The organism is Thauera sp. (assembly GCF_034003485.1).
In the GTDB taxonomy this organism is placed as follows: Bacteria; Pseudomonadota; Gammaproteobacteria; order Burkholderiales; family Rhodocyclaceae; genus Thauera.
Window position 1 is genome coordinate 1 of sequence record NZ_JAVEYL010000008.1, and the last position, 20499, is coordinate 20499.

12 protein-coding genes are annotated in these 20499 nt (G+C 66.1%); 10 read left to right on the forward strand and 2 right to left on the reverse strand.

Going from position 1 to position 20499, the window contains the following annotated elements:
* The 7 genes from RBT54_RS05820 to clpB all read left to right on the forward strand — a co-directional run.
* The coding region (locus RBT54_RS05820) for an AMP-binding enzyme (RefSeq protein ID WP_320365081.1) at positions 1-189 on the forward strand (189 nt) is incomplete at its 5' end.
* A 198-nt stretch (positions 190-387) separates the two neighbouring features.
* The gene (locus tag RBT54_RS05825) at positions 388-585 is read left to right on the forward strand and encodes a hypothetical protein (RefSeq protein WP_320365328.1); all 198 of its coding nucleotides are present in this window, start codon (positions 388-390) and stop codon (positions 583-585) included.
* A gap of 13 nt (positions 586-598) precedes the next feature.
* A complete protein-coding gene (locus tag RBT54_RS05830; RefSeq protein WP_320365083.1) occupies positions 599-3340 on the forward strand; it encodes a sensor histidine kinase in 2742 nt (913 codons plus the stop codon).
* A 30-nt stretch (positions 3341-3370) separates the two neighbouring features.
* Positions 3371-3739, forward strand: coding sequence for a response regulator (locus RBT54_RS05835; RefSeq protein WP_320365085.1), 369 nt, complete (start codon positions 3371-3373; stop codon positions 3737-3739).
* A 3-nt stretch (positions 3740-3742) separates the two neighbouring features.
* Positions 3743-5968, forward strand: a complete 2226-nt coding sequence (locus RBT54_RS05840) for an exonuclease domain-containing protein (protein WP_320365087.1) — start codon at positions 3743-3745, stop codon at positions 5966-5968.
* A 37-nt stretch (positions 5969-6005) separates the two neighbouring features.
* On the forward strand, positions 6006-8051 hold the full coding sequence (locus RBT54_RS05845; protein ID WP_320365089.1) for a sodium:solute symporter family protein: 2046 nt from the start codon (positions 6006-6008) through the stop codon (positions 8049-8051).
* A gap of 71 nt (positions 8052-8122) precedes the next feature.
* Complete coding sequence (gene clpB / locus RBT54_RS05850; protein WP_320365091.1) at positions 8123-10705, forward strand: ATP-dependent chaperone ClpB; 2583 nt, start codon at positions 8123-8125, stop codon at positions 10703-10705.
* A 112-nt stretch (positions 10706-10817) separates the two neighbouring features.
* Here the strand turns inward: clpB and RBT54_RS05855 are convergent, their stop codons facing one another.
* The gene (locus RBT54_RS05855; RefSeq protein ID WP_413788423.1) at positions 10818-14087 is read right to left on the reverse strand and encodes an EAL domain-containing protein; all 3270 of its coding nucleotides are present in this window, start codon (positions 14085-14087) and stop codon (positions 10818-10820) included.
* A gap of 152 nt (positions 14088-14239) precedes the next feature.
* Here RBT54_RS05855 and RBT54_RS05860 point away from each other — a divergent pair, with 152 nt between their 5' ends.
* A complete protein-coding gene (locus RBT54_RS05860) occupies positions 14240-16132 on the forward strand; it encodes a SurA N-terminal domain-containing protein (protein WP_320365095.1) in 1893 nt (630 codons plus the stop codon).
* A gap of 110 nt (positions 16133-16242) precedes the next feature.
* Here the strand turns inward: RBT54_RS05860 and fabI are convergent, their stop codons facing one another.
* The gene (gene fabI / locus RBT54_RS05865; RefSeq protein WP_320365097.1) at positions 16243-17040 is read right to left on the reverse strand and encodes an enoyl-ACP reductase FabI; all 798 of its coding nucleotides are present in this window, start codon (positions 17038-17040) and stop codon (positions 16243-16245) included.
* Positions 17041-17262: 222 nt separating this feature from the next.
* Between fabI and RBT54_RS05870 the strand changes: the two genes are divergently transcribed.
* On the forward strand, positions 17263-19512 hold the full coding sequence (locus RBT54_RS05870; protein ID WP_320365099.1) for an ABC transporter substrate-binding protein: 2250 nt from the start codon (positions 17263-17265) through the stop codon (positions 19510-19512).
* Positions 19512-20489, forward strand: a complete 978-nt coding sequence (locus RBT54_RS05875; RefSeq protein WP_320365101.1) for an ABC transporter permease — start codon at positions 19512-19514, stop codon at positions 20487-20489. Before RBT54_RS05870 ends, RBT54_RS05875 begins: the two co-directional genes overlap by 1 nt.
* Positions 20490-20499: the final 10 nt, after the last annotated feature.

A 20499-nucleotide genomic window follows, 5' to 3' on the forward strand; every position in this document is an offset into this window, starting at 1 on the left:
CACTGGGTGGGCCACGAGATCGGACCGATCGCCAAGCCCAAGGACATCCGCTTCGGCGAGAACCTGCCGAAGACCCGATCGGGCAAGATCATGCGCCGCCTGCTGCGCCAGCTTGCCAAGGGCGAGGACGTCACCCAGGACACCTCGACGCTCGAGAACCCGCAGATCCTGGAACAGCTCAAGGGCTGATTTCCAGCCGGCCGGGCCGCAGCGGCCCGGCCGCGACCGAACGACAGGAGGAGGTCCGGCCAATGAGCCGGATACGGGGGAGACCGGACACGCGCAATGCGTGATCCTGTTCGTACGATGCGCCGAACCTGCCTCAAAGAGCAGGGCGGCGCCTCGTCATTTTTGTTTTGCCGTGGCGGACATCATGGGAGTGGCATGATGCGCAAGGGACTGGCCGGACAGCGTCTGGTGGCAGTGTTTCTCGCCGGCATGCTGTTGCTGAACTATCCGATTCTGTCCTTGTTCGACCGGCCTGAGAGCCTGTTCGGACTGCCGTTGCTGCACGTCTATCTGTTTTCCGTCTGGCTCGGGCTGATCGTGGCAGTGGCCTGGATCGTCGAGCGGGGAGCGCGTTGATGCGGGGGCGCCGATGCTGCCGGGCTGGCTGATCATCGGGGCGTCCTTCGCCTATCTGTTGCTGCTGTTCGCGGTGGCCTACTTTGGCGATCGTCGCGCCGACCAGGGGCGTTCGGTCATCGCCAACCCGTGGGTGTTCAGCCTGTCGCTCGCGGTGTATTGCACTGCCTGGACCTACTTCGGCAGTGTCGGCCGTGCGGCTTCGGGCGGGACGTGGTTCCTGCCCACCTACCTCGGGCCGACCCTCGGCCTGGCGCTGGCCTGGCTGGTCGTGCTGAAGATGATTCGCATCGCCCGCAGCTACCGCATCACCTCGATCGCCGACTTCGTCGCCTCGCGCTATGGCAAGAGCCATCTGCTCGGCGGGCTCGTCACCATCATCGCGGTCGTTGGCATCGTTCCCTACATCGCGCTGCAGCTCAAGGCGATCTCGAGCGGTTATGCGCTGCTGATCGGTGAGCACGACAGCCTGTTCCGCATCGAAAGCCAGGCCGGATGGTGGCAGGACGGCACCCTCTATATCGCGCTGACGCTGGCCGCGTTCACGGTGCTGTTCGGCACCCGGCATCTCGACACCACCGAACGCCACGAGGGCATGGTGGCGGCGATCGCCTTCGAGTCGGTGGTCAAGCTGCTCGCCTTTCTCGCAGTCGGCATCTATGTCACGTACTGGCTGTACGACGGATTCGGCGACCTCTACACGCGTGCGCGGGCGGTGCCGGAGCTGGCCAACGTGCTCGCCTTCGATGGCGCTGGTCGCCTGGGCTACGGCGGCTGGTTCGCCCACGTGCTGCTGGCTATGCTGTCGGTCATCTTCCTGCCGCGCCAGTTCCAGATCGCGGTGGTCGAGAACGTCAACGAGCAGCACCTGCGCCGCGCCACCTGGGTGTTTCCGGCCTACCTGCTGTTGATCAACATCTTCGTGATCCCGATCGCGATCGGCGGGCTGCTGCATTTCGGTCAGGGCACGGTCGATCCGGACACCTTCGTGCTCACGCTGCCGATGGCGCACGACAACGCCGCGCTCGCGCTGTTCGTGTTCATCGGTGGGTTGTCGGCGGCGACCGGCATGGTCATCGTCGAGGCGATCGCGCTCTCGACCATGGTGTGTAACGACCTCGTCATGCCGATGCTGCTGCGTAGCCGGCAGCTCAACCTTGCGCGCGAACGCGACCTCACCGGTCTGCTGCTCGCCATCCGGCGCAGTGCGATCGTTGGCCTGCTGCTGCTGGGGTATCTGTACTTCCGCCTCGCGGGCGAGGCCTACGCGCTCGTCAGCATCGGGCTGATCAGCTTTGCCGCGGTGGCCCAGTTTGCGCCGGTTGTGCTCGGCGGCATGTACTGGCGTGGTGGAACACGCGAGGGCGCGCTGGCCGGCCTGTTGTCGGGTTTCACGGTGTGGGGCTACACGCTGATGCTGCCCTCGTTCGCCAAGTCAGGCTGGCTCGATCCCGGCTTTCTCGAGCAGGGGCTGTTCGGGCTCGCCTGGCTCAAGCCCGAGCAGCTCTTTGGCCTTGCCGGCTGGGACAACATCAGCCACGCGCTGTTCTGGAGCCTGCTGGCCAACATCGGCGCTTACGTGCTGGTGTCGCTCGCGCGCATACCGACGGGGGCGGAGGCCACTCAGGGTGCGCTGTTCGTCGATGTGTTCCGGCGCGGCGAGTCGCCGCCGGCCAGCTTCTGGCGCACTGGGGCGGAGGTCCGCGATCTGGTCCCGCTGGTGGCGCGTTTTCTCGGTCAGCGCCGCACCGAAGAGGCATTCGGCGCCTACGCGCGCTCGCACGGATTGCAGGACGTGGCGCAACTCAAGGCCGACCCCGAGCTTGTGCATTTCGCCGAGTCGCTGCTTGCTGGTGCGATCGGCAGCGCGTCGGCGCGGGTCATGGTGTCGACCGTGGTGCAGGAGGAGCCGCTCGGTCTGGGCGAGGTGATGGACATCCTCGACGAGGCCTCGCAGGTGCGGGCGTATTCACACAAGCTCGAGGAGAAGTCGCGCGCGCTCGAGGCCGCGACCGCCGAGCTTCGGGCCGCCAACGAGCAGTTGAAGGAGCTCGACCGCCTCAAGGACGATTTCATGTCGTCGGTGACGCACGAACTGCGTACCCCGCTGACCTCGATCCGCGCCTTCTCCGAGATGATGGTCGAGGATGCGGACATCGACGTCGAAGACCGCCAGCGTTTCCTCGGCATCATCGTCTCGGAAACCGTGCGGCTGACGCGCCTGGTCAATCAGGTGCTGGATATGGCGAAGATCGAGTCGGGCCATGCCGAGTGGCACAACACCGACATCGACATGCGCGAACTCGTCCAGCACTCGGTGGATGCGACCACCCAACTGTTTCGGGATTGCGGGGCCGAGGTGTTCGTCCATCTGCCCGAGTCGGTGCCGATGCTGCGTGCGGACCACGACCGTCTGCTGCAGGTGATGCTCAACCTGCTGTCGAACGCGGCCAAGTTCGTGCCGTCGGGATCGGGTCGGGTGGATGTCACCTTGAGCTGCGACGGTGCGCGCCTGCGCGTCGACGTGAAGGACAACGGGCCGGGCATTCCGCTCGAGCAGCAGCGCGTCGTGTTCCAGAGGTTCCGCCAGGGGGGCGACGAGCGCTCGCGTCCTCAGGGCACAGGATTGGGGCTGCCGATCAGCGGGCAGATCGTCGAACACTTTGGCGGCCGGCTGTGGCTGGAGTCGGTGCCGGGCCAAGGCGCGACGTTCTCGTTCGAGTTGCCGCTGGCGTCGGCGGCCGCCACGCAATGACTTAGAATACGCGCCGGGGAGGAGTCACCGATGAACAAGAAAATACTGATTGCGGACGATGAACAGAACATCGTCATTTCGCTGGAATTCCTCATGAAGCGGGAGGGCTTCGAGGTATTGGTCGCCAATGACGGCGAGGAAGCGATCAAGCGTATCCGCGCCGACCAGCCCGATCTGGTGCTGCTCGATGTGATGATGCCCAAGAAGAGCGGCTTCGAGGTCTGCCAGGAGGTCAAGGCCGACCCGACGCTCGGTGCGGTGCGAATCCTGATGCTGACCGCCAAAGGGCGCGACACCGAGCTGGCCAAGGGCCTGGCGCTGGGCGCCGATGCCTACATGACCAAACCTTTCTCCACCCGCGAGCTGGTGGACAAGGTTCGCAGCTTGCTGGAGCAATGACCCATGTCGGCACGTGCGCGCTTCATTCTCGCGGTTATCGTGCTGTTCCTGCTGATGACCGGTCCTTTCCTGCTCACGGCGCTGATCGTCTGGGCGGAAACCGAGGGCGAGAACAGGGAAATCCTCGTCAGCGTGCTGGCACCGCATCTGGGCTTGGGCACGATGCTCACCGCGCTCGGATTTGCCGCCGGCATCGGCGTGGTGCGAGCGCTGTTCAGGCAGTACGTGCAGGGTCTGCTGCGCATGTCCGAGAACCTGCGCCTGATGCTCGGCGCCAACCGCGGGTTCCGCGTTCAAGCTGAGGGTCCGCCCGAGGTCCAGTCCCTGGCGCTGGCCATGAACCAGCTTGCCAGCCAGCGCGACGAGCTGATGTGCGACGTCGCGGCCCAGATCGGGCGCGCGAAGGAATCGGTCGAGCTCGAGAAAAATCGCCTTGCGGCGCTGATGTCCGAGCTGACCCAGAGCGTGGTGGTGTGCAATCTCGATGGTCGCGTGCTGCTCTACAACAACCGCGCGCGCATGCAGTTCCGCGCGCTGTCGGATGCGCCCGGCGTAGCGGGCGGCGGCGAACTCATCGGCCTCGGGCGTTCGATCTATGGTGTGTTCGAGCGCAACCTCATCGCCCATGCGCTGGACACGGTCCAGTTGCGGCTGCGCCGCGGGGTGCCGCAACCGCAGGCCAATTTCGTGACCACGACGCGCGCGGGGCAACTGCTGCGCGTGCAGATGGCACCGGTTCTGTCGGTGGCCCCGGCGCACGAGAAAGCCGCCGTTGGCGAGGGTGACGGCGCCGCTCCCGAAGCCGCATCAGCGCCGGCACCGGAGCGCACGGTGACCGGCTTCATCCTGATGCTCGACAACATCACGCGTAACTTTGAAACCGAGTCGCGCCGCGACCAGTTGCTGCACAACCTCACCGAAGGCAATCGCGCCTCGCTCGCCAACGTGCGCGCGGCTGCCGACATGCTCGAGTTCGAGGACCTGACCGACGACATGCGCAAGCGCTTTCGCAAGGTGGTGCGCGACGAGGTGCAGTCGATGAGCCAGCGCCTGGACCATACCGCGAACGAGTTTGCCGATTCGCTCAAGGCGCGCTGGCAGCTCGACGAAATGCTCGGTGCCGACCTCATCGCCGCGGTGCAGCGCCGGATCGAGTCGCGCATCGGCCTGCCGACCAAGCTCGAGGAGGTGGACGAGTCGCTGTGGGTGAAGGTCGACAGCTTCTCGCTGATGCAGGCGATCACTTACCTGGCCAGCCGTCTGTCCGACGAATTCGAGGTGCGCGAGGTGCGCTTCCGGCTCACCGCGGCGGGGCGGCTGGTGCACCTCGACCTGATCTGGTCCGGCCAGGCGATGAGCACCGAGACGGTGATGAGCTGGGAACTCGAGGCGATGAAGATCGAGGACGAGAGCAGCCCGCTCACCGTGCGCGACGTCATCGACCGTCACGACGGCGAGATGTGGCTGGAGCGCGAGAAGGTCCGCCACCGTGCCTTCTTCCGCATCCTGTTGCCCGCTGCCACGCCACAGGAGCAGACCGAGCCCGACACCTATCTGCGTGGGGAAAGTCGCCCGGAATACTACGACTTCGACCTCTTCGCGTGGTCGGACAAGTCGCACGGACTCGAGGAGCGCCTGCTGTCCGAGCTCACGTTCACCGTGTTCGATACCGAGACCACCGGGCTGAACCCCTCGCAGGGCGACGAGATCATCCAGATCGGCGCGACCCGCATCGTCAACGGCAAGCTGCTGCGCAGCGAGTCCTTCGAGCAACTCGTCGACCCGCAGCGCCCGCTGGCGCCCGAGTCGGCGAAGATCCACGGGATCTCTTCCGACATGCTGCGCGGCCAGCCCACTATCGACAAGGTGCTGCCGGCCTTCCACGCCTTCGCCGCCGACACCGTGCTGATTGCGCACAACGCCGCCTTCGACATGCGCTTCCTGCAGCTCAAGGAGGAAGAGACCGGGCTGCGCTTCGACCAGCCGGTGATCGACACCCTGCTGCTGTCGGCGGTCATCCATCCCAACCAGGAATCGCACCGACTCGAAGCGATTGCAGACCGGCTCGGACTCACGATCGTCGGCCGCCATACTGCGCTGGGCGACGCCATCGTGACCGCCGAGGTGTTCCTGAAGCTGGTGCCGCTGCTCGCCGAGAAGGGCATCCGTACCCTGCGCGACGCGCGCGAGGCAGCCGAGAAGTCTTACTACGCGCGGATCAAGTACTGATGCTGCGGTGGCGCGGCGACGACGGGCGGGGCCGATCTTGAAGCGAAACGTCGGCTTCGCGCGTCAACTGCGGCGCTATTACGGCGTCTATACGCTGTCGTTTGCGCTGTTCGTGGTGCTGCTTGCCATCGGTGAGTCGATGGGCTTGTCGCAGCAGGTCATCGGCCATGTCTTCCTGTTCGTGACGATTGCGGTCTACGCCACGATCGGGGTGATGAGCCGAACCTCCGACGTGTCGGAGTACTACGTCGCGGGCCGGCGCGTGCCGGCGATGTTCAACGGCATGGCGACGGCGGCCGACTGGATGAGCGCCGCGTCCTTCATCGGCCTGGCCGGCACGCTGTACTTCAGCGGCTTCGAGGGGCTGGCCTTCGTCACCGGCTGGACCGGCGGTTTCGTGCTGGTGGCGCTGCTGCTGGCGCCCTATCTGCGCAAGTTCGGGCAATACACGATCCCGGATTTTCTCGGTGCGCGTTACCAGGGCAACGTCGCGCGCCTGGTCGGGCTCGCTGCGACGGTGCTTGCGAGCTTCGTCTATCTGGTGGCGCAGATCTACGGCGTCGGGCTGGTGACCAGCCGCTTCGTCAGCGTGGAATTCGAAATCGGCCTGTTCATCGGTCTCGCCGGCATCCTGGTGTGTTCCTTCCTCGGCGGCATGCGCGCCGTGACCTGGACCCAGGTGGCGCAGTATGTGATCCTGATCATCGCGTACCTCGTGCCGGTCGTGATCCTGTCGTACAAACTCACCGGGATCCCGATCCCACAGGCGGTGTACGGCAAGGTGCTGCAGGAGATCACCGCGCGCGAGGACGTGTTGCTCGAGGCGCCGACCGAGGTCGGGGTGCGCCTCCTCTATGCCGCGCGGGCGCAGGATTTTGCCGACAAGATGGCAGCGCTGCCCGATTCGCTGGAGATCGAGCGCCGGCGCATGATCGACGCACTCAACGAGATGCGGCTCGGCAATGCGCCCGCGCGCGACATCGCGCTCACCGAGCGTGCGCTGCGCGACATGCCGCGTACGCCTGCAGAGGCGCAACAGATCTGGGAACGCGCCCGGCTCGATGCGCTCGAGCGCTCCAAGCCGCCGCCCCGCCACGCCGAGGCTCACCCCGGTGCGACCGAGCGCGAGTCGGCGGTTGCGCGGAACAATTTTCTCGCCCTGATGTTCGTGCTGATGGTGGGCACCGCGGCGCTGCCGCACATCCTGATGCGTTACTACACCACGCCGGGCGTGATGGAGGCTCGGCGCTCGGTGATGTGGTCGCTGTTCTTCATCTTCCTGCTCTACGTCACCGCGCCGGCCTACGCCGTGTTCGCCAAGTGGGAGGTCTATCACAACGTGGTCGGGTCGAGCCTGGACATCCTGCCCGACTGGGTGGCGTCGTGGGGACGGGTGGGGATGGTCCGCATCGAGGATCTCAACGGTGACGGTATTCTCCAGCTTGCCGAACTGAGCCTGAACACCGACGTGATCGTGCTGGCGACCCCGGAGATTGCCGGCTTGCCCTACGTGGTGTCGGGTCTGGTCGCCGCGGGGGGGCTGGCCGCGGCGCTGTCGACTGCGGATGGCTTGCTGCTGACGATCGCGAATGCGTTGTCGCACGACCTCTATTACAAGGTCATCAATCCGAAGGCGACCACGCATCGGCGGCTGGTGATCTCCAAGTCGCAACTGCTGGTGGTGGCGGTGGTCGCCGCCTGGGTGGCCTCGATGCGGCCGGACAACATCCTGTTCATGGTCGGACTGGCGTTTTCGATCGGTGCCTCGGCCTTCTTTCCGGCGCTGGTGCTGGGCATCTTCTGGAAGCGTGCGAACCGCCCGGGCGCCGTCACCGGCATGCTCGTCGGGCTGGCGGTCACGATTTTCTATGCGGTGCGCACCCACCCGTTCTTCGGTGGTTCGATGGCCAACGCCTGGTTCGACATCAACCCGATTTCGGCGGGTGTGTTCGGTGTGCCGCTCGGTTTCGTGACCATCGTCGTGGTCAGCCTGCTGACCAGGCCGCCACCGCGGGAGATCCAGGACCTGGTCGACTACGTGCGTTATCCGGATGTGCCGGGGCAGGAGCGTCCGCATCTCTGAGTGCCGCACTTGAAGCGCGGCCGATCTGCCCCACATAGGTTGCAGTTCAACGAATCCCGAGGATTCTCACCATGCGCTTCGACAAGCTCACCACCAAATTCCAGCAAGCCCTCGCCGATGCGCAAAGCATCGCGGTGGGCAACGACCAGCAATTCATCGAGCCCCTGCACGTCGTGCAGGCGCTGCTCGAGCAGGACGACGGCGGCAGCGTGTCGCTGCTGCAGCGCGCCGGCGTCAATGTGCCGCCGCTCAAGACGGCGGTGGCGCGGGCCATCGGCCGCCTGCCCAAGGTCGAGGGGCACGGCGGCGAGGTCAGCATCGGCCGCGATCTCAACAACCTGCTCAACGTCACCGACCGCGAGGCCCAGAAGCGCGGCGATCAGTTCATCGCGAGCGAGATGTTCCTGCTCGCGCTCGCCGACGACAAGGGCGAGGCCGGCCGCCTGCTCAAGGAGAACGGCTTGAACCGCAAGGCGCTCGAAGCCGCGGTCGAGGCGGTGCGCGGCGGCGCCAACGTGGGCAGCCAGGACGCCGAAGGCCAGCGCGAGTCGCTGAACAAATACTGCATGGACCTCACCGAGCGTGCCCGCAGTGGCAAGCTCGACCCGGTGATCGGCCGCGACGACGAGATCCGCCGCGCCATCCAGATCCTGCAGCGCCGCACCAAGAACAACCCGGTGCTGATCGGCGAGCCCGGCGTGGGCAAGACCGCGATCGTCGAAGGCCTGGCGCAGCGCATCATCAATGACGAGGTGCCCGAGACCTTGAAGGGCAAGCGCGTGCTGTCGCTCGACATGGCGGCGCTGCTCGCCGGTGCCAAGTACCGCGGCGAGTTCGAGGAGCGCTTGAAGGCGGTGTTGAAGGAGATCGCCCAGGACGAGGGCCGCATCATCCTCTTCATCGACGAGCTCCACACCATGGTCGGCGCCGGCAAGGCCGAGGGCGCGATGGATGCGGGCAACATGTTGAAACCCGCGCTCGCCCGTGGCGAACTGCACTGCATCGGCGCCACCACGCTCGACGAGTATCGCAAGTACATCGAGAAGGACGCCGCGCTCGAGCGCCGCTTCCAGAAGGTGCTGGTCGAAGAGCCCAGCGTCGAGGCGACCATCGCCATCCTGCGCGGCCTGCAGGAAAAGTACGAGATCCACCACGGCGTCGACATCACCGACCCGGCGATCGTCGCCGCGGCCGAGCTGTCGAACCGCTACATCACCGACCGCTTCCTGCCCGACAAGGCGATCGACCTGATCGATGAGGCCGCGGCGCGCATCAAGATGGAGATCGACTCCAAGCCCGAGGTCATGGACAAGCTCGACCGCCGCATGATCCAGCTCAAGATCGAGCGCGAGGCGGTGAAGAAGGAGAAGGACGAGGCTTCGCAGAAGCGCCTGCAACTGATCGAGGAAGAGCTCGCGAAGCTCGAGCGCGAGTACAACGACCTGGAAGAGATCTGGAAGGCGGAAAAGGCCAAGGCTGCCGGCTCGGCGCACATCAAGGAAGAGATCGATGCGCTGCGCGCGCAGATGGCCGAGTTTCAGAGGAAGGGCCAGCTCGACAAGGTCGCCGAGCTGCAATACGGCAAGCTGCCGCAGCTCGAAGGCCAGTTGAAGATGGCCGAGCAGGCGGGCGAGAACGCCACGCCCAACAAGCTGCTCCGCACCCAGGTCGGCGCCGAGGAAATCGCCGAGGTGGTGTCGCGCGCCACCGGCATCCCGGTGAGCAAGATGATGCAAGGCGAGCGCGAAAAGCTCTTGAAGATGGAAGACAAGCTGCACGAGCGCGTGATCGGTCAGGACGAGGCTGTGCGCCTGGTGGCCGATGCCATCCGCCGCTCGCGTGCCGGTCTGTCGGACGAGAACCGCCCCTATGGTTCCTTCCTCTTCCTCGGCCCCACCGGCGTGGGCAAGACCGAACTCTGCAAGACGCTGGCGAACTTCCTGTTCGACTCCGAGGATCACATGATCCGCATCGACATGAGCGAGTTCATGGAGAAGCACTCGGTCGCGCGCCTGATCGGCGCACCCCCGGGCTACGTCGGCTACGAGGAGGGGGGTTACCTGACCGAGCAGGTGCGGCGCAAGCCCTACAGCGTGATCCTGTTCGACGAGGTCGAGAAGGCGCACCCGGACGTGTTCAACGTGCTGCTGCAGGTGCTCGATGACGGCCGCATGACCGACGGCCAGGGGCGCACGGTGGACTTCAAGAACACCGTGATCGTGATGACCTCCAACCTGGGCAGCCAGATGATTCAGGCGATGGCCGGGGACGACTACGGGGTGATCAAGCTGGCGGTGATGGCGGAGGTGAAGTCATATTTCCGCCCGGAGTTCGTCAACCGGATCGACGAGGTGGTGGTGTTCCACGCCCTCGACGAGAAGCACATCGCCGGCATCGCGAAGATCCAGTTGCAGTACCTGGAGAAGCGCCTGGCACGGCTCGAGATGGGGATGGAAGTCAGCGACGCGGCCCTGGCCGAGCTGGCGGCCGCAGGGTTCGACCCGATATTCGGCGCGCGGCCGTTGAAGCGCGCGATCCAGGAGCGCATCGAGAACCCGCTCGCGAGGGCGATCCTCGAAGGCAAGTTCGCGCCGAAGGACCGCATCCGGGTGGATACCGAAGGCGGGCAGCTGGTGTTCCGACGCGTGGACTGACGGTCGCCGCCGCAGCGGCGCGCTTGCCCGCGAATGTGCTGCAGTTGCACATTTTCGCGGGCAAGCGCGCTTTTGGCTTTTACGGCGAGAGCGGGCGCTTATCCACTGCGCTCTAAACGCGCTGGTTGGCCCGAATCCAGTGGGCGAACGCGTCGACCGTGAGCGGGCGCGAGAACAGGTAGCCCTGCATCGTGTGGCAACCGCGCTCGGCAAGATACTGGCGCTGGGCCGGGGTCTCGACACCTTCGGCCACCACCTGCATGCCGAGGTCGCGCGCGAGCGAGAGCGCTGCCGAAGTGACGGCGGCGTCTTCGGCGTTGCCGGGAAGGTCGTCGACAAACGAGCGGTCGATCTTCAACCGTGCAATCGGCAGGCGCTTGAGACACGACAGGCTGGAGTAGCCGGTGCCGAAATCGTCCAGCGCGAGGGTGAGGCCGAGGTCGACCAGATCCTGCAGGCGACCCGAGAGCTCGGCGGAGGGTTCCATCAGCGCGCTTTCGGTGATCTCGAGCTCGATGCAGGCGGGGTCGGCGCCGGTTTCGGTGAGCATGCGCGCCACCATCGTGACGAAATCGTGTTTGCGGAACTGCAGCGCCGAGATGTTCACTGCGACGACCAGATCGGGCAGGCCCGCCGCGCGCCATTCCACCTGCTGTCGACAGGCCTCGCGCAGCACCCATTCGCCCAAGGGCGCGATCAGGCCGGTTTCTTCGGCGAGCGCGATGAACTGGTCGGGCAGAACCAGGCCGCGCTGCGGGTGTATCCAGCGCACGAGTGCCTCGCAGCCATAGGGTCTGCCGGTGGCCGCCTCGATCTGGGGCTGGTAGTGCAGGATCAGCTCGTTGCGGTCGACCGCACGCCGCAGGTCGGTCTCCATCAGCAGCCGTTCGGTGGCGCGGGTATTCATCTCGGGGATGAAGAAGCGGTAAGTGTTGCGCCCGGACTCCTTGGCGCCGTACATCGCGGTGTCGGCGTGCTTGAGCAGGGTGTCGACCTCGGCGCCGTCGCTCGGATAGAGCGCGATGCCGATGCTGGCTGACAGCTGCAGTTCGTGACCGTCGATGTGCATCGGTTCAATGAGCGCGGCGAGCATGCGGTCGGCCACGAGCGCAGCTTCTTCCATGTTCGCCAGGCGCGACAGCAGCGCAACGAACTCGTCGCCGCCGAGGCGGGCGAGCAGATCCTCGTCGCGCACGCACTTCGACAGCCGGCTGGCCGCCAAGGCGAGCATGCGGTCGCCGGCCGGGTGGCCGAGCGAGTCGTTCACGGTCTTGAAGTTGTCGAGATCGAGAAACAGGATGGCGAACTTGTCCTCATGCCTGGCCGCCGAACAAAGCGCGATGCGGGCCTGGTCCTGCCAGGCGCTGCGGTTATGCAGGCCGGTCAGGGTGTCGTAGCGGGCGAGATACTGGATCTTCGCCTCGGCTTCGCGCGCGCTGCTGACGTCCTGCGCGGTGCCGCGGATGCGGGTAACCGTTCCGGATTTCCATTCGCTCTCGATGCGGAACTGGAGCGTCCGCGAGGGCAGGGTCCCGGTCTTGCAGTCGAGCATGATCCGCCCCGGGTTCTGTGCCGCGGCGTCGAAGGCCTTGGAAAGCGCGGGGCGGCTTGTGACCGAGACCGCTTCGACGAGGTCTGCCAGGCTGTGGAGCTGGCTCCCATCGACGCCGAGCAGGAGATGCAGTTCGGCGGAGGTATGCAGGCCCGTCACGCCAGACACCGTTTCCCAGCTGCCCATGCGCGCGATGCGTTGCGCATCGATCAGTGCTGCCTGCTTCTCGCTGAGGCTGGCGCTTGCGGCTTCGAGCTCGGCCGTGCGCTGCTCCACCAGCGCGTTGATGCGACGGTTGCTACCGGTGGTGATCAGCAGCAGGGCGCCGAGCATCGCGGTCGCAAGCAGACCCGCCGCGACGGTTGCCCATGCCGCCCAGCTCTGCAGTTGGCGCATGTACTCCGGGCTTGCGCGCAAGCGCAGCTCCCACTGACGGCCGGCGAAGGAGATCGGTGCGGCGTGCTCGAGCGCGCCTCTTTCCCAGCCCGGATGAGCGCTGTGCTGTTCGCCAGCGAGGCAGGTGGCGGGGGCCTCGAGGTCGACCAGGCAGCGCTCGATGGCCGCGGACGGAGCGCTCTGGAGCGCCGCTGTGAGCACGTCCTCGAGACGGAAGGTGGCGGTCACGACGCCCTGCAGGCGGTCTGACGGCGCAGCGCTACCGGGTGCGAAGACCGCGAGATAGACGGCCAGACCGTCCTGATCGCCGGTCTCCTGGACCAGGCGCAGACGGGCAGTGGCCGCCGGCTGCCCCGTGGAGCGCGTGCGCGTGATTGCCTCGGCGGCAACGGCGAATGACAGCGGGTCCATGCCGCGCGCACTCTCGTTGATCCCCGCCGGCGCAATGTGAAGCACCGGCAGATACTCGGCGCGTCGGCCGGCCGGGGAGGTGTGGCCGTTCGCGTCCCGGTTCAGGATGGTGAAGCCCTCCCGGCCGCTCGCGCGCATCGCCGCCTCGAAGGCGTCCCGCTCGCCATCGCGGACCAGAGGGTTCCAGCTGAAGCTCTGGGCGCCCGAGTGGCGCTCCATCCAGGGGGTGACGAAGGCGGCGAAATCGGCCGCGGTGACCTCATCGCTCACCGAAAACAGCCGCTCGGTCGAGCGCATCATCTCGATATGCCGGTCGAGCCGCTTCTGCAGCAGGCCTGCGAGATGAGAGGCGTCGCGATCGAACTGTGCCTGAATTCGCATCTCCTCCCAGTGCACGACCTGGCGGTAGGTCAGGGTGAGCAACACGAGGGCGATCGCCAGCGGCACCGCGATGGCGAGGCGACGAGGCCGCCATTGGCTCGCCGGCCGTCCGAAGAAGGCAAACATCAGCGGCGTGGCAACCAGTGCACCGAGGGTATCGCCGGCCCACCATGACCACCCGTTGAACAGCGCCCCAGCCCGGGGAATCACGCCCGCCCAGACCAGCGCCGACACCGCGATCGTACAACTCACCAGGGAGCTCACCGGAACGGCGATTGCCAGCAGACGTATTACCGAGCCGGGCGTATCCAGGGCATTTGGGAAGCCGATCAACCTGCGGGTCAGAAGGGCGCCGGCCACGGCCTGCAGCGTGGCCCCGATCGGTACGATCATCGGCCCGAGTAGAGTCCATCCCGGGGTGCCGATCAGCGGCCAGGCGGCGGCCAGTTGCACGAGCGCAGAGCCTGCGAGGACGGCCGGCCAGTAGCGCAGGCCGAAGATGATCAGAGCGGCGAGCGCGATGCCGGCGGAGGGAAAGAACGGCGCGGTGTAGCCTGGCGGAATGGCCAGACCGAGTGCAATGTGACCAGCGAGCCAGTAGGCCAGGGTAATGCTTATCCATGGAGAGGTGAACACGCGCATGGACCGAGTATAAGTTGCGCTTCCAGCCACATCTTGTGACGTATCGCATGGAGGAGGGCAGAAGTGCAGCGCAATGCGCTAAACTTGCGGGCCTCGGCGCGCCTGTATCGCATGCTTGCCGACGCTCCCTTGTGGCTTAAACGGAATTCACGATGTTCGAGGCTGTCCGCAACAACAAGCGCATTGCGCAGGTCATTCTGGCAATTCTGATCATTCCTTTTGCCTTCTTCGGCATGGATGCGTATTTCAGCGAATCGGCCACCGGGAATGAGGTCGCACAGGTCGGCGGGACCAGGATCAGTGCATATGACTTTGACCAGGCGCTGCGCGAGCAGCAGGACCGACTGCGCGCCACTGCCGGTGGGCAGGTCGACCGCGCTCTGCTCGAATCCGCCGAATTGCGCCGTGTGGTGCTCGACAATCTGATCAACCAGCGCGTGCTCGCGCTCTATGCCGCCGAGAACCGCCTGGTGGTCACGCCCGAGCAGCTCCAGGCGACGATTGCGGGCGTTCCGGCCTTTCAGGAAGACGGGCGGTTCTCGCTGCAGCGCTACGAGAATCTGGTGCGCGCTCAAGGCATGAGCCCGGCGACCTTCGAGGCCCGCCTGGCGCAGGATGTGCGCGTGCAGCAGATCGTCGCCGCCGTGGGCGATGCTGGCTTCGTGCCGGAGGCGTCGGCCAGGCGTTTTCTCGATGCGCAGCTCGAGGAGCGCCAGGTCCGCGAAGCGCGTTTTGCGGCCGACCGGCTGGGTGCGGACGCGACCGTGAGCGAAGAACAGGTCGCCGCCTACTACGAAGCCAATCCGGTGCGCTTCGAACGGCCGGCCCGGCTGCAGGCCGAATATCTCGTGTTCGACCGCGCCTCGATCGAACAGAAGGTGGCGGTCTCCGACGATGCGGTCCGCGCCTTCTATGAGGGCAATCAGCCGCGCTTTGGCGTGGCGGAAGAACGCCAGGCGCGTCACATCCTGCTCACGCTCCCCGACAATGCCGAGCAGGGCGAGGTGGACAAGGTCATGGCCGAGGCCAAGGCCATCGTCGATACCCTGCGCCAGGAGCCGGGCAAGTTTGCCGATATCGCGCGCGAAAAGTCGCAGGATCCGGGCTCTGCGAGCCGGGGCGGCGATCTGGGCTTCTTCGGCCGCGGCATGATGGTGGGCGCGTTCGAGGATGCGGTGTTCGCTCTCGATAAGGGCCGGATCAGCGATCCGGTGCGCAGCGAGTTCGGTGTGCACATCATCGAGCTCACCGACATCAAGCCGTCGTCGATCAAGGCGCTGGATGAGGTGCGCGACGAGATCGTCGCCGAGCTGCGCGCCCAGGAGGCGGGGCGCCGGTTTGCCGAACTGGCCGAGCAGTTTGCGAACACGGTTTATGAACAGCCCGACAGTCTTGCGCCCGCCGCCGAGGCGATCGGCCTCGAGATGCGCACCAGCGACTGGATCAGCCGCGAATCGGCGCCCGAACCGTTCAACAATGAGCGCCTGCTCAACGCACTGTTCGGCGACGAGGCCGTGCAGAAGGCACGCAACACCGAGGCGATCGAGATCGGCAACGGCACGCTGGTGTCGGCACGGGTGAAGACCTTCGAAGCCGCCAAGCGCCTGCCGCTGGACGAGGTGCGCAGTCGCATCGTCGACGAGCTGCGGCGCGAGCAGGGTCGCAAGGAGGCGCTGGCGCAGGGCGAGGCGACGCTGGCCGCGCTCGGCAAGGGCGAGTCGGCTGCGGTGACCTGGGGTGAAGAACGCACGCTGCAGCGCGGTGCGCCCGGCCTGCCCGCGGCGGCCATGCAGGCGGTGTTCTCGGCCCCGGCCGAGCCCTTGCCCGCACACGTGGGTGTGCACACGCCTGAAGGCGATTACGTCATCTACCGCATCGAGGCGGTGCAACGTCCGCAGATCGGCGCCGAGGACCCGCGCATTGCCGCGGTGGCCTCGCAGTATGCGCAGTTGCTTGCCGGGCGCGACTTTGGTGCGTTCATCACCGACCTGCGCCAGCGCTACGACGTGAACATCAACGCCTCGGCGCTGCAGGCACAGCAGTAAGTTCGGCCAGGCCGCAACAGCCAGGCGACAACAAAAAAACGGAACGCCCGACGATCAATCGGGCGTTCCGTTTTTTTGTCGGGGGACGAGCCCCCGGTGCGGCGATCTGCTTACTGCGGCAGCGGCAGCGCGTTGCCAAGGGCAGTGGTGTTGAAGCCGCCATCCACGTACATGATCTCGCCGGTGATGCCGCTGGCGAGGTCCGAGCACATGAAGGCCGCGGCGTTGCCGACTTCCTCGATCGTCACGTTGCGGCGCAGCGGCGCGTTGTGCTCGTTGAAAGCGAGCAGCTTGCCGAAGCTGCCGATGCCCGATGCGGCGAGGGTCTTGATCGGGCCGGCGGAGATCGCGTTGGCGCGGATGCCCTCGGGGCCGAGGGTGACGGCGAGGTAGCGCACCGACGCCTCGAGGCTGGCCTTGGCCAGCCCCATGATGTTGTAGTTCGGCATGGTGCGCACCGCGCCCAGATACGACAGCGTGAGCACTGAGCCGTTGCGACCCTGCATCATCGGGCGTGCGGCCTTGACCAGCGCCGGGAAACTGTAGGTGCTGACTTCCTGCGAGATGCGGAAGGCTTCGCGGGTGAGGCCGTCGAGGAAGTCGCCTTCGAGCGCCTCGCCGGGGGCGAAGGCGATGGAATGCACCAGGCTGTCGAGGCCGTCCCAGTGCTGGCCGAGTTGTTCGAACAGCGCGGTGATCTCGGCGTCGTCCTGGACGTCGAGCGGGAACAGCAGCGTGCTGTCGAAATCGGACGCCAGCTTGGCGACGCGATCCTTGAAGCGCTCGTTCTGATAGGTAAAGGCGAGCTCCGCGCCTTCACGGTGCATGGCCTTGGCAATGCCGTATGCAATCGAACGGTTGCTCAGCAGACCCGTGATCAGGATTCGTTTGCCGGCGAGAAAGCCCATGGGTTGAAACTCCGAATGACAAGACGCGGATTATAGCCAAAACCCTGGCGCCAACATGCTCTTCCGATCGCATCAATGGGCAAAACCTGCCAGAATCCGGGCTCCTGACGTTTCTCTCGCTCGCACGTGCGCTGGTCCCAACGCCTCTTTCGCGCCCTCCGCTGTGCTTTCCACTGTCCGCCCGCGCGTGTTTCCGCCCGCTTTGGCCGCGGACAAAGCTGCGTGGCGAGCGTACTGGTGCCGGTGCTGGCAGCGGGCCTTCTGGCGGGGTGCGGAGCAGCCCTGAACGACCCGTATCCGGCGCAGGACCGCGGCGCCAACATCCTGTACACCGCCTTCACCGAGCGCCCTAAGCATCTCGATCCGGTGCAGTCGTACAGCGAGGACGAGGCCACCTTCCTGTACCAGATCGTCGAGCCGCCGCTGCAGTACCACTACCTCAAGCGCCCCTACGTGCTCGAGCCCGCGACCGCCGACGGCATGCCCAGGCTGCGCCGGCTCGATGCGGGCGGGCGCGAGCTGCCCGCCACGGCCGATCCGGCGAAGGTGGTGAGCACCGTGGTCGAGGTGCGCATCCGTCCCGGCATCCTGTATCAGCCGCACCCGGCGTTTGCGACCACCGACACGGGTGAGCCGCGCTACCTGGGGCTGTCGGCGCAGGATTTGCGCGACGTGCGCGGGCTGGGCGATTTCGCCGAGACCGGGACGCGCGAGCTGACGGCGGCGGACTACGTGTACCAGATCAAGCGCCTCGCGCACCCGCGCCTGCACTCGCCGATCTTCGAGCTGATGGCCGAGTATCTGCCGGGCCTGAAGGAATTGCAGGCTGCGCTGTCGACTGCAGCGTCCGCGGAGGGAGAGGCCACGGCGGGCGATCCCCCGGGCTGGCTGGATCTGGACCGCTTCGTGCTGCCGGGCGTAGAGGTGGTCGATGATCAAACCTACCGCATCACCCTGCAGGGCGCCTATCCGCAGTTTTTGTACTGGCTGTCGATGCCTTTCTTCAGCCCGGTGCCGCGCGAGGCGGATCGCTTCTTCGCCCAGCCCGGCATGGCCGAGCGCAACCTGACCCTCGACTGGTGGCCGGTGGGCACCGGGCCCTACATGCTGGTCGAGAACAACCCGAACGCGCGCATGGTGCTGGCGCGCAACCCCAATTACCGCGGCGAGGCCTACCCCTGCGAGGGTGAAGGGGGTGCGGAAGGGGGTGCCGAGGGGGCCGACGCCGAGGCCGGCTTGCTCGCCGACTGTGGCAAGCCCATGCCCTTCATCGACAAGGTGGTGTTCTCGCGCGAGCGCGAAGGCATCCCGTACTGGAACAAATTCCTGCAGGGCTATTACGACGCCTCGGGGGTGTCGTCGGACAACTTCGACCAGGCGGTGACCCTGACCAGCCAGGGCGAGGTGTCGCTGTCGCAGGACATGGAGGCCAAGGGCATCCGCCTGCTGACCTCGGTGTCGCCATCGATCTTCTATCTCGGCTTCAACATGCTCGACCCGCTGGTGGGCGGCGGAGCGGACAAGGCCGACAAGGAGCGCGCGCGCAAGCTGCGCCAGGCGATCTCGATCGCGCTCGACATGGAAGAGTTCGTGTCGATCTTCCTCAATGGTCGCGGCCTGCCGGGCATGAGCCCGCTGCCGCCGGGCATCTTCGGCGTGCGCGCGGGCAGGGCGGGTATCAACCCGGTGGTCTACGAGTGGCAGGGCAGCGATGACGACGGCCGCCCCGTGCGCCGCAGCGTCGACGAGGCGCGTCGCCTGCTCGCCGAAGCCGGCTGGCCCAACGGGCGCAACGCGCAGACCGGCGATCCGCTGGTGATCAACCTGGATACGACGCCCGGCGGCTTGGGCGACAAGGCGCGCTCGGACTGGCTGGCGAAGAAGTTTCGTGACCTGGGCGTGCAGTTCGTGGTGCGCCCGACCGATTTCAATCGCTTTCAGGACAAGATCCGCCAGGGCAACGCGCAACTTTTCTTCTTCGGGTGGAACGCAGACTATCCGGACCCCGAGAACCTGCTCTTCCTGCTCCACGGCGCGCAGGGCAAGGTCAAGTTCAACGGCCAGAACGCGGCCAACTACCAGAACCCGGAATACGACGCGCTCTTCGAGCGCATGAAGGCGATGCCCGACGGCGCCGCGCGCCAGCAGATCATCGACCGCATGGTGGCGATCCTGCAGCACGACGCGCCATGGATCTTCGCCTTCCACCCGATGTCGTATTCGCTTCAGCACGGCTGGGTGCTCAACCGCAAGACCGGGGCGATGGTGCGCAACACGATGAAATACCAGCGCATCGATCTCGAGCGCCGCGACGCCGCGCGCGCGCAGTGGAACAAGCCCGTGCTGTGGCCGCTGGCGCTGGTGGCGCTGCTGCTGGCCGCGCTGGTGGCGCCAGCGGTGATTCACTGGCGCCGGCGCGAGACGGCGACGGCGAAGGTGAGCGCGGCGGGCGCGAGTGGAGGTAGGCGCTGATGCTGGCCTACCTGGTGCGCCGCGTGTTGTACGCGATCCCGATCCTGATCGGGGTGAATCTGCTCACCTTCATGCTGTTCTTCGTGGTGAACTCGCCCGACGACATGGCGCGCATGCAGATCGGCGTCAAGCGCGCCACGCCCGAGGCGATCGAGCGCTGGAAGGTCGAGCGCGGCTACGACAAGCCGATGTTCGTCAACGCCGACGCCGAAGGCAGCGCGCGCTTCACCGACACCATCTTCTTCGACAAGTCGCTGCGCATGTTTGCGCTCGAGTTCGGCCGCGCCGACGACGGTCGTGACATCGGCCAGGAGATCCGCGACCGCATGGGGCCGTCGCTGGCGATCGCGCTGCCGACCTTCATCCTCAGCCTGTTCGTGTCGATCAGCTTCGCGCTGCTGCTGGTGTTCTTCCGCGCCTCCTACCTGGATTTCTGGGGTGTGGTGCTGTGCGTGGCGATGATGTCGATCTCGAGCCTGTTCTACATCATCGGCGGGCAGTGGCTGGTGTCCAAGCTGTGGGCGCTGGTGCCGATCTCGGGCTACGCGCCGGGGCTGGATGCGGCGCGCTTTCTGGTGCTGCCGGTGCTGATCAGCGTGCTCGCCGGCATCGGCTCGAGTGCGCGCTGGTACCGCACCATCTTCCTCGAGGAGATCTCGAAGGATTACGTGCGCACCGCGCGCGCCAAGGGTCTGTCCGAGCTCGCGGTGCTGTTCCGCCACGTGCTGCGCAACGCGCTGATTCCGATCCTGACCGGGGTGGTGGTGGTCATTCCGCTGCTGTTCATGGGTAGCCTGCTGGTCGAGTCCTTCTTCGCGATTCCGGGACTGGGCAGCTACACGATCGACGCCATCAACGCACAGGACTTCGCGGTGGTGCGGGCGATGGTGTTCATTGGTTCGGTGCTCTACATCGTCGGCCTCATCCTCACCGACGTCTCGTACACGCTGGTCGATCCGCGGGTAAGACTGGAATGAGCACGCCACT